Raw genomic sequence first — 12,447 nt, 5'->3', positions numbered from 1 at the left:
CGTCTGCCGTCGCGCGGCGTCAGACCTCGCGGAAGCGGTAGCCGACGCCGTAGAGCGTCTCGATCATGTCGAACTCGCGGTCGACCGACTTGAACTTCTTGCGCAGCCGCTTGATGTGGCTGTCGATCGTGCGGTCGTCGACATAGACCTGCTCATCATAGGCCGAATCCATCAGCGCGTCTCGGCTCTTCACCACGCCGGGGCGCTGCGCCAGCGCGTGCAGGATGAGGAACTCGGTCACCGTCAGCGTCACCGGCTGGCCCTTCCAGGTGCAGGTGTGGCGCTCCTGGTCCATGGCGAGCTGGCCGCGCTCGAGCGAGCGCGACTGCGTGCTCGGCGCCTTGGCGCCGGCCTCGCGGGCGCTCGCCCGGCGCAGCACCGCGCGCACGCGCTCGACCAGCAGGCGCTGCGAGAACGGTTTGCGCACGAAGTCGTCGGCGCCCATCTTGAGGCCGAACAGCTCGTCGATCTCGTCGTCCTTGGAGGTCAGGAAGATGACCGGCAGGTCGGTCTTCTGGCGCAGCCGGCGCAACAGCTCCATGCCGTCCATGCGCGGCATCTTGATGTCGAGGATGGCGAGGTTCGGCGGCCGCGCCGACAGCCCCTCCAGCGCCGACGCGCCGTCCGTGTAGGTCTCGACCCGGTAGCCTTCCGATTCCAGCGCGATCGAGACCGAGGTGAGGATGTTGCGGTCGTCGTCGACAAGCGCGATCGTTGCCATGTCCTGTGGCTCCCTCATGAGCGGGCGTCCCTTCCTGCTGCGCGTCGGCCCGCAGATGCAGGACAAATTGGGTACAAAATGTGGCATATGCCGCCGGCGAAGTCACGGCGCATGCCCGCCGCCGGCCGGCGCCGGCGGACCGTTTTCACCGGATATAAAGGATTTATCGCCGTGGCCAAAGTTTAAATCGATTAATGATTTGAAATCGTTTCGCTTTTCTGATTGTGAGGCGGCTTGCCCCTGTGTAAGGGCAGGCTCCGGTCGGCCGACCGGCTGTTGGCACAAAGCTTGGTGGTGGACCGATGACAGAGACCGGCAAACGCAATCCGCAGTGCGGCATCGAGACGATCGGACTGCGGACCAGCGGCACGGTCCACTACAATTTCGGCGAAAGCGCGCTCTACGAGGAGGCGATCCGGCGCGGCGAGGCGCAGCTTTCCGCGCACGGCGCGCTGGTGGCGCGCACCGGCGAGCACACCGGCCGCTCGGCCCGCGACAAGTTCGTCGTGCGCGACGTCGACACCGAGGACCAGGTGTGGTGGGACAACAACCGCGCCATGCCGCGCGCGGCGTTCGACCGGCTGTTCGAGGATTTTCTGGCGCACGCCGCCGACCGCGACCTGTTCGTGCAGGACCTGGTCGGCGGCGCCGACGCCGGGCACGCCCTGCCGACCCGCGTCGTCACGGAATATGCCTGGCACTCGCTGTTCATCCGCAACCTGCTGATCCGCCCCGACGGCGCCGGCCTGCGCTCCTTCGTGCCGCGCATGACGGTGATCGACCTGCCGTCCTTCCGCGCCGATCCCGAGCGGCACGGCTGCCGCAGCGGCACGGTGATCGCGGTCGACCTGTCGCGCCTCATCGTGCTGATCGGCGGCACCTCCTATGCCGGCGAGATGAAGAAGTCGGTGTTCACCGCGCTCAACCACATCCTGCCGCCGAAGGGCGTGATGCCGATGCACTGCTCGGCCAATGCCGGCCCCGACGGCGGCGCGGCGGTGTTCTTCGGCCTGTCGGGCACCGGCAAGACCACGCTGTCGGCCGACCCGGCGCGCACGCTGATCGGCGACGACGAGCACGGCTGGGGCCCCGACGGCCTGTTCAACTTCGAGGGCGGCTGCTACGCCAAGACGATCCGCCTGTCGCAGGAGGCCGAGCCGCAGATCTTCGCCACCACGCGGCGCTTCGGCACGGTGCTCGAGAACGTGGTGCTCGACGAGCACCGCGTGCCCGATTTCGACGACGGCTCGCTGACCGAGAACACGCGCTGCGCCTACCCGCTCGCCTTCATCCCCAACGCCAGCGAGACGGGCCGCGCCGGCCACCCGACCAACATCATCATGCTGACCGCCGACGCCTTCGGCGTCATGCCGCCGATCGCCCGGCTCACCCCGGCGCAGGCGATGTATCACTTCCTGTCCGGCTACACGGCCAAGGTGGCCGGCACCGAGAAGGGCGTCACCGAGCCCGAGGCGACCTTCTCGACCTGCTTCGGCGCGCCCTTCATGCCGCGCCATCCGTCGGAATACGGCAATCTCCTGCGCACGCTGATCGCCGAGCACGGCGTCGCCTGCTGGCTGGTCAACACCGGCTGGACCGGCGGCGCCTACGGCACCGGCCGGCGCATGCCGATCGGCGCCACCCGCACGCTGCTCACCGCCGCGCTCAACGGCTCGCTGCTCGACGCCGAGTTTCGCACCGACGCCAATTTCGGCTTCGCCGTGCCGGTCGCCGTGCCGGGCATCGACGCCGCCCTGCTCGATCCGCGCTCGACCTGGGACGACACCGCCGCCTACGACCGCCAGGCGCGCCGGCTGGTCGGCATGTTCATCGACAACTTCGCCAAGTTCGAGACCAACGTGGACGCCGCCGTGCGCGCCGCCGCGCCGCGCGTCGGCGAGGCGGCCGAGTAGCGCGCCCGCCGCTCTCGCGCGCCTCTCCGCGCGGCCGGCGATCCGGCCCGCGCCGTCGCCACCGCGCCCGCACGGCGCGCCGGCGGGGATGACAAAGCCCGCGTCATGCTCCAGATTCGCGTTTGCGCCGGCGGCGCGGCGGGCCGTCGCCGCGTTGCCGCGGCGCCATGTCGAACGACGAGGAGCCCGATGAGCCGCGGCGAGGGCCTGCGCATCACCGCCACGCTGACGATCCCCGAGGACGCCCTCGAGGAGCAGTTCATCCGTGCCTCCGGGCCGGGCGGCCAGAACGTCAACAAGGTGGCGACCGCGGTGCAGCTTCGCTTCGACACGCATGCCGCGCCGCTCACCGAGCGGGTGCGCGAGCGGGCGCTGCGGCTGGCCGGGCAGAAGGCGACCAAGGAGGGCGCGATCGTCATCGAGGCGGCGCGTCACCGCAGCCAGGAGCTGAACCGGGCCGACGCGCGCCGCCGCCTGGCCGGGCTCCTGGCCGAGGCGGCCGCCCCGCCGCCCAAGCCGCGCAAGAAGACGCGCCCTTCCAAGGGCGCGGTCGAGCGCCGCCTCAAGGCCAAGGCCGGCCGCGCCCGGGTCAAGAAGATGCGCGGCAAGGTCGCGGCGGACTAGGGGCCGGGCGATGCTGGTTCTGCCGCGCGGCGTGCGCCACATGCCCGGCTATCTCGACCGGGCCGCGCAGGAGGCGCTGGTCGACGAGATCCGCGCCGTCGTCGCCACAGCACCGCTCTTCGTGCCGCGCATGCCGCGCACCGGCAAGCCGATGAGCGTGCGGATGACCAATTGCGGCCCGCTCGGCTGGGTCACCGACCAGGCGCGCGGCTACCGCTACCAAGCCGAGCACCCGCAGACCGGCCGGCCCTGGCCGCCGATCCCCGCGCCGCTGGTCGCGCTGTGGGAGGCGGTGGCGGGCGATGCGCGGCCGCCGCAGGCCTGTCTCGTCAACTTCTATGCCGACAGCGCCCGCATGGGCCTGCACCAGGACCGCGACGAGCAGGACCTGTCGGCGCCGGTCGTCTCGCTGTCGCTCGGCGACACCTGCCTGTTCCGCGTCGGCGAGCCGCGCCGCGGCGGCCGCACCGTCTCCTTGCGCCTGAACAGCGGCGACGTGGTCGTGCTCGGCGGCGAGGGGCGGCTTTGCTATCACGGCGTCGACCGCATCTATCCGGCCACCTCGACGCTGCTGAAGAACGGCGGCCGCATCAACCTGACGCTGCGCCGCGTCACCGCCTGAGCGTGTCGCGGCGAGGCGCGCCGCGCCCGCCGGCTCAGCTCACCTGCCAGGCGATCCACAACAGCGCGGCGGCGATCACCCACAGCGCCAGCCGGCCGAGCCGGCCGTGCCGCGCCGCCGCCCAGCCGACGGCGTCGGCCGTCTCGCCATCGAGCCTGAGCCCGTGCTCGGCCATGTGGTCGATCTCGCGGGCCAGCTTCTCGCTGCGGGCGGCGAGCTCGGGCGCCTGGCGGGCGAGCGAGACCAGCGCCGCGCCGCCCTCGCGCAGGTCGGCCAGCGCGCCGCGCGGCCCCAGATTGGCGGCGATCCAGTCCGACACCACCGGCTCGGCCGCCTTCCACATGTTGAAATGCGGGTCGAGCGCGCGCGACACGCCCTCCACCACGACCATCGTCTTTTGCAGCAGAAGCAGCTCCGGCCGCGTCTGCATGTCGAACAGCTCGGTGACCTCGAACAGCAGCGTCAAGAGCCGCGCCATCGAGATCGTCTCGGCCGACTGGCCGTGGATCGGCTCGCCGATGGCGCGCAGCGCCTGGGCGAAGGCGGCGACGTCGTGGTGCGCCGGCACGTAGCCGGCCTCGAAATGCACCTCCGCCACGCGCCGGAAGTCGCGGTTGATGAAGCCGTACAGGATCTCGGCGAGGAAGCGGCGCTCCTTCTTGCCGATGCGTCCCATGATGCCCAGATCGACCGCCACAATGGTGCCGTCGCCCTCGACGAACAGGTTGCCCGGGTGCATGTCGGCGTGGAAGAAGCCGTCGCGCAGCGTGTGGCGCAGGAAGGACTGGATCAGCGTCGCGGCGAGCCGCTCGAGGTCGTGGCCAGCCGCCTGCAGCGCCTCCAGGTTCGACATCTTGATGCCGTCGATCCATTCGAGCGTCAGCACGTCGCGTCCGGTGCGCTGCCAGTCGACCCACGGCACGCGGAAGCCGGGATCGTCGCGCGTGTTCTCGCCGAGCTCGGAGATCGCCGCCGCCTCGAGCCGCAGGTCCATCTCGATCTTCGTCGTCTGGGCCAGCGTCTCGGTCACCTCGACCGGGCGCAGCCGGCGGGCGCCGGGCATGTAGCGCTCCTGCAGCCGGGCGGCGAGGAAGTAGCTTTCCAGGTCGTTGTGGAAGCGCCGCCGCACGCCCGGCCGGATCACCTTGACGGCGACGCGCGCGGGCGCCCCGTCGCGCGTCACGATCGCCGGATGCACCTGCGCGATGGAGGCGGCGGCGACCGGCTCGTCGAACCCCTCGAACAGCGTCTCGACCGGCGCGCCGAGCGATTCGGCGATCTGCGCGCGCGCCGCCGCGGAGGGAAAGGTCGACATGCGGTCCTGCAGGCTGGCCAGGTCGAGCGCCACGTCGCGGCCCACCACGTCCGGCCGCGTGGCGAGGAACTGGCCGAGCTTGACGTAGGACGGGCCGAGCCGGTCGATCGCCTTGGCCATGCGCTCGGAGCGGTCCTGGCCGGCGACACGCCGGCGCGACAGCGCGCGCGCCACGCGCCAGCCGAACCGCGGCAGGCCGGTGAGCTGCTCGCCCGGCAGCGCGGCGACCACACCCTCGCGCACGAGGATCCAGCCGGCCCGCGCCAGGCGGAGATATGCGCCGGGCGTGCTCATGCCGGGCGGGTCAAAGCTTCCAGCCGGAATGCAGTGCCGCGATGCCGCCGGAAAGGTTGCGCCAGGCGACCCGCTCGAAGCCGGCGCGCCGCAGCATGGCGGCGAAGTTCACCTGGTTGGGGAACTTGCGGATCGATTCGACGAGGTAGCGGTAGGGCTCGCCGCTGCCGGTGACCGCCGCGCCGATGCGCGGGATCGCCTGGAACGACCACGCCTCGTAGGCCTTGTCGAGCAGCCGTGAATCGACCTCGGAGAACTCCAGGCACAGGAAGCGGCCGCCCGGCCGCAGCACCCGGAAGGCCTCGGCCAGCGCGCGGTCGATCTGCGGCACGTTGCGGATGCCGAAGGCGATCGTGTAGGCGTCGAAGGTGCCGTCGGAGAAGGGCAGGTCCTCGGCGTTCGCCTCGATGAAGGAGAGCTGCGCGGCACGGCCGCTGCGCTCGGCCCGCTCGCGGCCGACCGCCAGCATCGAGCCGTTGATGTCGAGCACGGTGATCTCGGCCCGGCCGCCCGACGCGTCGAGGATGCGAAAGGCGATGTCGCCGGTGCCGCCGGCCACGTCGAGGGCGCGCCAGCCGGCCCGCTTCGGCGGCGCGAGCCAGGTCACCATGGCCTCCTTCCACAGCCGGTGCAGGCCGCCCGACATCAGGTCGTTCATCACGTCGTAGCGCTCGGCCACGCGGTGGAAGACGTCGTTGACCAGCCCCTGCTTCTCGCCCGCGCCCACCTCGCGGTAGCCGTAAGCCGTCTCCATCCCGCCGGTGGCGGTGGTGCGCCGTGTCGCCATGTGCCCGTCCGTCCGAAAAATCGGCCGGACCATAGCCCATGGTTCCGGCCGGCGCTATTGTCATGCCCGCGATGTAGCGCCGCGCTCGCGGCGCGCAAGGAGCGGGTGGACGACATGGTGCCGATGGCCGAGCTGCACTGCCACATCGAGGGCGCCGCCCAGCCGGCGCTGGTCGAGCGGCAGGCGGCGAAATACGGCGCCGACACGAGCGCCTTCATCCGCGACGGGCGCTATGTCTGGCATGACTTCACCAGCTTCCTGGCCGCCTACGACGCCGCCTCGGCGCTGTTCCGCAGCGAGGAGGACTATGCGGCGCTGGCCGAGACCTATCTGACCGGGCTCGCCCGCGACGGCGCGCTCTACGCCGAGATCTTCGTCTCGCCCGATCATGCGCGCGAGGCCGGGCTGACGCCGCAGGCCTATCTCGCCGGGCTGGCCGCCGGCATCGCGCGCGCCCGCGCGGTGGCCGGCATCGAGGCGCGCATGATCGTCATCGGCGTGCGCCACCTCGGCGCTGCCGCCGTCGAGGCCGCCGCGCGGCTGGCGGCCGGCTGCGGCCACCCGCTGGTCACCGGCTTCGGCATGGCCGGCGACGAGCGCGCCGGGCGCATGGCCGATTTCGCCCGCGCCTTCGCCATCGCCCGCGAGGCCGGCCTCGGCATCACCGTGCATGCCGGCGAGCTTGCCGGCTGGCAGAGCGTCGCCGACGCGCTCGACCACGTCGCCCCGGCGCGCATCGGCCATGGCGTGCGCGCCATCGAGAACCCCGACCTGGTGCGCCGCATCGCCGCCGAGGGCGCGGTCCTGGAATGCTGCCCGGGCTCCAACGTGGCGCTGTCGATCTATCCCGATTTCGCCGCCCATCCCTTCCCCGCGCTGCGCGAGGCCGGCTGCCGGGTGACGCTCAACGCCGACGATCCGCCCTATTTCTGGACCAGCCTGGCGCGCGAATATGCGCTCGCCGAGCGTCATTTCGGGCTCGGCCCGGCCGATCTGATCGCCCTGACGCGCACGGCGCTGGAGGCCGCCTTCGTCGACGAGGCGACCCGCCGGCGCCTTCTCGCGCGTCTCGCGACGGCACCGGCGGCCGCCGCCGGCTGACGCGCCACGATGCGGCCGCCGGGCCGCCTCCGACGCGAGGGTCTATCCCATTGATTTGCCGCATCTATGCGATGTCAGGCGATTCCCCTGCGGCGCGACATGCTCTAGGATCGCCGGCACGACACGAAGGAGGAGGGACCATGCAGGGCGTCACCGTCGTCGATCACCCGCTGGTGCAGCACAAGCTCACCATCATGCGCGACAAGGGCACGTCGACGGCCAGCTTCCGCCGTCTGCTGCGCGAGATCTCGCTGCTCCTGTGCTACGAGGTGACCCGCGACCTCGAGCTCACCACCCGCACCATCGAGACGCCGATGGCCGAGATGGTGGCGCCGACGCTGGAGGGCAAGAAGCTGGTCTTCGCCTCGGTGCTGCGCGCCGGCAACGGCCTGCTCGACGGCATGCTCGACCTGGTGCCGGCCGCCCGCGTCGCCCATGTCGGGCTCTACCGCGACCACGAGACGCTGCAGGCGGTGGAGTATTTCTTCAAGGCGCCGAGCGACCTCGCCGACCGGCTGGTGATCGTCGTCGACCCGATGCTGGCGACGGCCAACTCGGCGATCGCCGCGGTCGAGAAGCTGAAGGGCCGCGGCGCCACCAACCTGCGCTTTCTGTGCCTGCTCGCCGCGCCCGAAGGCATCGAGCGCTTCACCGCCGCCCATCCCGACGTGCCGGTGTTCACCGCCGCGATCGACGAGCGGCTCAACGAGCTTGGCTACATCGTGCCGGGGCTGGGCGACGCCGGCGACCGCATGTACGGCACCAAGTAGCGTTTCCAGGCGAGGTGGAACCCGGTTCGCCGTTCGGAAAGCGCGTCAAGGCAACGACTCGGAGCCGAGCTGCGAGTCCGTGAACAGCGGATCGGCTCTCGCGGCGTTTACCGCGGCTTAACCACCCGCGCGGCCGGCCGCCCGTCGTTAAACGGCTGGTGACGCGCCGCCGCTAGGCTGCCGCGCGATGGTCAAGCGGGAGCCCCCATGCGCAAGCTCGTCGCCCTGAGCGCCCTCGTCGGCAGCCTCGCCTCGGTGCCGATCCTCTATCAGCAGAATCCGGAGGCCTTCCAGGCGGTGGTCCGGCAGGCCTTCGAACGGCGCGCCGCGCCCGAGCCGGAGCGCCCGACGGTCTATGCCCTGCGCGCCGAATCGCAGACCGAGGTGCTGGCCGGCCGCAAGGTGCGCCTGACGATGGACCGGCTCGGCCATTTCTACGGCGAGTTCCGCATCAACGGCCGGCGCACCCGCGCCCTGGTCGACACCGGCGCGACGCTCGTCGCGCTCAACGCCTCGACCGCGCGCGATCTCGGCATCAGGCTGTCGCCGTCGGACTTCCGCCACGCGGTCAACACCGCCAACGGCACCGCGCGCGCCGCCGCGGCGACGCTCGACAGCATCCAGCTCGGCCGCATCCGCCTGGAAAACGTCGAGGCCGTCGTGCTCGAGGACGCCGCGCTCGAGGAGACGCTCGTCGGCATGAGCTTCCTGGCCCGGCTGCGCCGCTTCCAGATCGCCGACGGCGCGCTCTTGCTGGAACAGTAGCGGTCGGGCGCCTGCGCCCGCCGCATCAGCCGTCGGCCGTGACCCGCCGGATCACCGCCTTGTCGGGCTTCGGCCGCGCCTCGCCGAGGGTGTAGGCGGCGCGCACCGTCGCTGCCGCCGCTTCGGCCGCCGCCGGCGTTTGCGCATGCACGATGGCCAGCGGGTCGCCGCGCGCCACCTTGGTGCCGAGCGGCGCGAGCTCGGCGAGGCCCACCGCATGGTCGATCGTGTCCTCCGGCCGCCGCCGGCCGCCGCCCAGCTCGACGACGGCGATGCCGATGCGCCGCGTCTCGATCGCCTGCACGTAGCCTTCCGCCTCGGCCGTCACGGCCAGCGTCGCGCGCGCCTTCGGCAGGTGGTCGGCATGGCCGGCGAGGAAGTCGGCCGGCCCGCCGAGCGCATGCACCATGCGCTCGAAGACCTCCGCGGCGCGGCCGGTTTCCAGCGCGTCGAGCGCGCGCTCGGTCGCTTCCCGCGTGTTGCCGGCGACGCCCGAGGCGTAGAGCATCTCGCTCGCCAGCGCGACGGTCACGTCGGTGAGCCGGCGCGGCCGCGCCCGGCCGGTCAGGAAATCGGCCGCCACCGCCACCTCGAGCGCGTTGCCGGCGGCCGGCGCCAGCGGCTGGTTCATGCCGGTGACCAGCGCGGTGGTCGACAGCCCCGCCCCCTCGGCGACCGCCACCAGGCTGGTCGCCAGCTTGCGTGCGTCGCGCTTCCTGGCCATGAAGGCGCCGTTGCCGGCCTTGACGTCGAGCACCAGCGAGCCGAGCCCGGCGGCGAGCTTCTTCGACAGGATCGAGGCGGTGATCAGCGGGATCGACTCGACCGTGCCGGTGATGTCGCGGATGGCGTAGAAGCGCTTGTCGGCCGGCGCCAGGTCGGCCGTCTGGCCGATGATCGCGCAGCCCGCCTCGCGCACCGTGCGGCGGAACAGCGCCGTGTCGGGCTGGCTGGTGTAGCCGGGGATCGAGTCCATCTTGTCGAGCGTGCCGCCGGTGTGGCCGAGGCCGCGGCCGGAGATCATCGGCACGAAGGCGCCGCACGCCGCCACGATCGGCGCCAGCATCAGGGAGACGTTGTCGCCGACGCCGCCGGTCGAGTGCTTGTCGGTCACCGGTCCCGGCAGGTCCGACCAGTCGAGCACCGTGCCCGAATCGCGCATCGCCAGCGTCAGCGCGACCGCCTCGTCGCGCGTCATGCCGTTGAGGAAGACCGCCATGGCGAATGCGGCGATCTGGCCTTCCGTCATCGCGCCCGTCGTCAGCCCGTCGACGACGTCGGCGATCTCGTCGGACGACAGCGCGGCGCCGTCGCGTTTCCTGCGGATGATCTCCTGCGGCAGCGTCATCGTTCCGTCCGTCGCATGCTCATGCCTCGGGCAGGCCGGCGGCGAAGGCGGCCGACAGCACGGCGGCCAGCCTGGCGCCGCCGAGCGGTGCCATCTCCTTGGTCTCGGCGTGCGACAGCTCCGCTCCGGTCATGCCGGCGGCGAGGTTTGTGATGACCGAGAAGCCGGCGACGCGCAGGCCGAGGAAGCGCGCCAGGATGACCTCGGGCACCGTCGACATGCCGACCGCGTCGGCGCCCAGCGTGCGCGCCATGCGGATCTCGGCCGGCGTCTCGAAGCTGGGGCCGGAAAACCACATGTAGACGCCCTGGTGCAGCGTCACGTCGGCGGTGCGCGCCGCCGTGCGGAAGGCCGCGGCCAGCGCGGCGTCGTAGGCGCCCGTCATGCCGGTGAAGCGGGCCTCGCTCGGCTCGCCGATCAGCGGGTTGGTGCCGGAGAGGTTGATGTGGTCGGTGATCTGCATCACCGAGCCGGGCGGCATCGCGGGGTCGAGCGAGCCGGCCGCGTTGGTCAGCACCAGGCTCGTCACGCCGATGCCGGCCAGCACCTCGAGGGCCGGGCGCATCGCCGCCGGATCGCCGCTCTCGTAGTAGTGCGCGCGGCCCGACAGCATGATGACCGGCGTGCCGGACAGGCGGCCGGCGACCACTTCGCCGGCATGGCCGCTGACGCCGCTGCCGGGAAAGCCGGGCAGCTCGCCATAGGGCACGCGCACGGCGTCCTCCACCGCCTCGACCAGCGCGCCGAGGCCGGAGCCGAGCACCAGGCCGGTGGCCGGCGCCAGCCCGTCGAGCCGCTCGACCAGCCGGTCGACCGCCGCCTTCACGCCGGGCGCTCCAGCCCGAAGCCGCGCGGGAAGATGTCGGCGAAGGCGACCGTCTCCACCACGCCCGTGGCGTCGCACAGATGCAGCCTGGCATCCGGCGCGGCGAACTCGGCGAGCCGCTGGCGGCAGCCGCCGCACGGCATGATGCGCGCCATCTTCTGGGCCACCACGGCGATCTCGGTGATCTGGCCGCCGCCGGCCATCACGAAGCGGCCGAGCGCGGTCGTCTCCGCGCACCAGCCCTCGGGGTAGGAGGCGTTCTCCACGTTGCAGCCGGCATGGATGCCGCCGGCGCCGTCGCGCAGCGCCGCGCCGACGGGAAAGTGCGAGTAGGGGGCGTGCGCCCGCGCCATGGCGGCGCGCGCCGCCTCGAACAGGTCCTGCGCCATCAGCGCTCCTTCACATAGGGTTCGCCGCCGGCCCGCGGCGGGATGGCGCGGCCGATGAAGCCGGCCAGAAGCACGACGGTGAGGATGTAGGGCAGCGCCTGCATGAGCTGCACCGGAACGCGGCCGACGATCGGCAGCGGCGTGCCGCCGAGGCGGATGGCGAAGGCGTCGAGGAAGCCGAACAACAGGCAGGCGACCATCACCGGCAGCGGCCGCCACTTGGCGAAGATCAGCGCGGCGAGCGCGATGAAGCCGCGCCCGGCGGTCATGTCCTTCACGAAGCCGGCGTTCTGGGCGATCGCCAGATAGGCGCCGGCGAAGCCGGTCAAAACGCCGGTGCAGATCACCGCCCGGTAGCGCAGCCAGGCGACCGAGATGCCGGCGGTGTCGACCGCGGCGGGGTTCTCGCCGACCGCGCGCAGCCTGAGCCCGAAGCGGGTGCGGAACAGGACCCACCAGGTGAACGGCACCATGAAGAAGGCGATGTAGACGAGCAGCGAGTGGCCGGAGATCAGCTCGGCGTAGATCGGCCCGAGCACCGGCAAGCCGCGCAGCGCCTCGGCGAAGGGCAGCTCGATGGCGCCGAAGCGCGCGTCGGCGCCCAGCGACGGCGTGCGCCCGCCCTGCCGGAACCAGGCCTGGCCGAGGATCACCGTGGCGCCGGCGGCGATGAAGTTGATCGCCACGCCCGAGACGATCTGGTTGCCGCGATGGGTGATGGAGGCGAAGCCGTGCACCAGGGCGAAGAAGATCGACACGATCATCGCCACGCCGAGGCCGAGCCAGGCCGAGCCGGTGACCGCGGCGGCCGAGGCGGCGGCGAAGGCGCCGGCCAGCATCTTGCCCTCGAGGCCGATGTCGAAGACGCCCGAGCGCTCCGAATAGAGCCCGGCGAGCGCCGCGAAGAGCAGCGGCACCGACAGCCGGATGGTGGAATCGAGCACCAGGATGACGGTGTTGAAGGCGTCCATC

The 12,447-nt window shown here is 72.0% G+C and carries 13 protein-coding genes; 6 read left to right on the top strand and 7 right to left on the bottom strand.

The features are described 5' to 3' along the window. Positions 1 to 19 precede the first annotated feature (19 nt). The gene (locus N1F89_RS08250) at positions 20 to 721 is read right to left on the bottom strand and encodes a response regulator transcription factor (protein ID WP_290083252.1); all 702 of its coding nucleotides are present in this window, start codon (positions 719 to 721) and stop codon (positions 20 to 22) included. A 302-nt stretch (positions 722 to 1,023) separates the two neighbouring features. Between N1F89_RS08250 and N1F89_RS08245 the strand changes: the two genes are divergently transcribed. The 3 genes from N1F89_RS08245 to N1F89_RS08235 all read left to right on the top strand — a co-directional run bounded on the left by N1F89_RS08245 (position 1,024) and on the right by N1F89_RS08235 (position 3,880). Further along, complete coding sequence (locus N1F89_RS08245; RefSeq protein ID WP_290083250.1) at positions 1,024 to 2,634, top strand: phosphoenolpyruvate carboxykinase; 1,611 nt, start codon at positions 1,024 to 1,026, stop codon at positions 2,632 to 2,634. A 189-nt stretch (positions 2,635 to 2,823) separates the two neighbouring features. Further along, a complete protein-coding gene (gene arfB, locus N1F89_RS08240; protein WP_290083249.1) occupies positions 2,824 to 3,258 on the top strand; it encodes an alternative ribosome rescue aminoacyl-tRNA hydrolase ArfB in 435 nt (144 codons plus the stop codon). 10 nt (positions 3,259 to 3,268) lie between these two features. Continuing rightward, positions 3,269 to 3,880: an alpha-ketoglutarate-dependent dioxygenase AlkB gene (locus N1F89_RS08235; RefSeq protein ID WP_290083247.1), complete on the top strand. Its 612-nt coding sequence runs from the start codon at positions 3,269 to 3,271 to the stop codon at positions 3,878 to 3,880. Between the two features lie 34 nt (positions 3,881 to 3,914). Here the strand turns inward: N1F89_RS08235 and ubiB are convergent, their stop codons facing one another. Both ubiB and ubiE read right to left on the bottom strand, forming a co-directional pair. Continuing rightward, positions 3,915 to 5,489, bottom strand: a complete 1,575-nt coding sequence (gene ubiB / locus N1F89_RS08230; protein WP_290083245.1) for a 2-polyprenylphenol 6-hydroxylase — start codon at positions 5,487 to 5,489, stop codon at positions 3,915 to 3,917. Positions 5,490 to 5,499: 10 nt separating this feature from the next. Beyond that, positions 5,500 to 6,276 (bottom strand): bifunctional demethylmenaquinone methyltransferase/2-methoxy-6-polyprenyl-1,4-benzoquinol methylase UbiE, encoded by a 777-nt coding sequence (gene ubiE / locus N1F89_RS08225; RefSeq protein WP_290083243.1) that lies wholly within the window; start codon positions 6,274 to 6,276, stop codon positions 5,500 to 5,502. 114 nt (positions 6,277 to 6,390) lie between these two features. Between ubiE and N1F89_RS08220 the strand changes: the two genes are divergently transcribed. The 3 genes from N1F89_RS08220 (at position 6,391) to N1F89_RS08210 (ending at position 8,912) form a co-directional block, all read left to right on the top strand. Next, positions 6,391 to 7,377, top strand: coding sequence for an adenosine deaminase (locus N1F89_RS08220; protein WP_290083270.1), 987 nt, complete (start codon positions 6,391 to 6,393; stop codon positions 7,375 to 7,377). Between the two features lie 140 nt (positions 7,378 to 7,517). Then, positions 7,518 to 8,147, top strand: coding sequence for a uracil phosphoribosyltransferase (gene upp, locus N1F89_RS08215; RefSeq protein WP_290083241.1), 630 nt, complete (start codon positions 7,518 to 7,520; stop codon positions 8,145 to 8,147). Positions 8,148 to 8,354: 207 nt separating this feature from the next. Then, on the top strand, positions 8,355 to 8,912 hold the full coding sequence (locus N1F89_RS08210) for a TIGR02281 family clan AA aspartic protease (protein ID WP_290083239.1): 558 nt from the start codon (positions 8,355 to 8,357) through the stop codon (positions 8,910 to 8,912). A 25-nt stretch (positions 8,913 to 8,937) separates the two neighbouring features. On the opposite strand, the gene deoA is transcribed toward N1F89_RS08210, so the two are convergent. Genes deoA through N1F89_RS08190 form a run of 4 tightly spaced genes read right to left on the bottom strand, consistent with a single transcriptional unit; the run spans position 8,938 to position 12,446 of the window. Further along, positions 8,938 to 10,260 carry a thymidine phosphorylase gene (deoA, locus tag N1F89_RS08205; protein ID WP_290083238.1) on the bottom strand — a complete coding sequence of 441 codons (1,323 nt, stop codon included), beginning with the start codon at positions 10,258 to 10,260 and terminating at the stop codon, positions 8,938 to 8,940. A gap of 19 nt (positions 10,261 to 10,279) precedes the next feature. Beyond that, the gene (locus N1F89_RS08200; RefSeq protein WP_290083236.1) at positions 10,280 to 11,086 is read right to left on the bottom strand and encodes a purine-nucleoside phosphorylase; all 807 of its coding nucleotides are present in this window, start codon (positions 11,084 to 11,086) and stop codon (positions 10,280 to 10,282) included. Next, positions 11,083 to 11,475 carry a cytidine deaminase gene (locus tag N1F89_RS08195; protein ID WP_290083234.1) on the bottom strand — a complete coding sequence of 131 codons (393 nt, stop codon included), beginning with the start codon at positions 11,473 to 11,475 and terminating at the stop codon, positions 11,083 to 11,085. The genes N1F89_RS08200 and N1F89_RS08195 overlap by 4 nt, the downstream gene beginning before the upstream one ends. Next, positions 11,475 to 12,446: an ABC transporter permease gene (locus N1F89_RS08190; RefSeq protein ID WP_290083232.1), complete on the bottom strand. Its 972-nt coding sequence runs from the start codon at positions 12,444 to 12,446 to the stop codon at positions 11,475 to 11,477. The genes N1F89_RS08195 and N1F89_RS08190 overlap by 1 nt, the downstream gene beginning before the upstream one ends. Between the last annotated feature and the right edge of the window lies 1 nt (position 12,447).

The organism is Aquibium sp. A9E412, from assembly GCF_030398335.1.
In the GTDB taxonomy this organism is placed as follows: Bacteria; Pseudomonadota; Alphaproteobacteria; order Rhizobiales; family Rhizobiaceae; genus A9E412.
The sequence above is the reverse complement of the archived record's forward strand: the minus strand, read 5'-3'. Positions and strand labels throughout refer to the sequence as shown.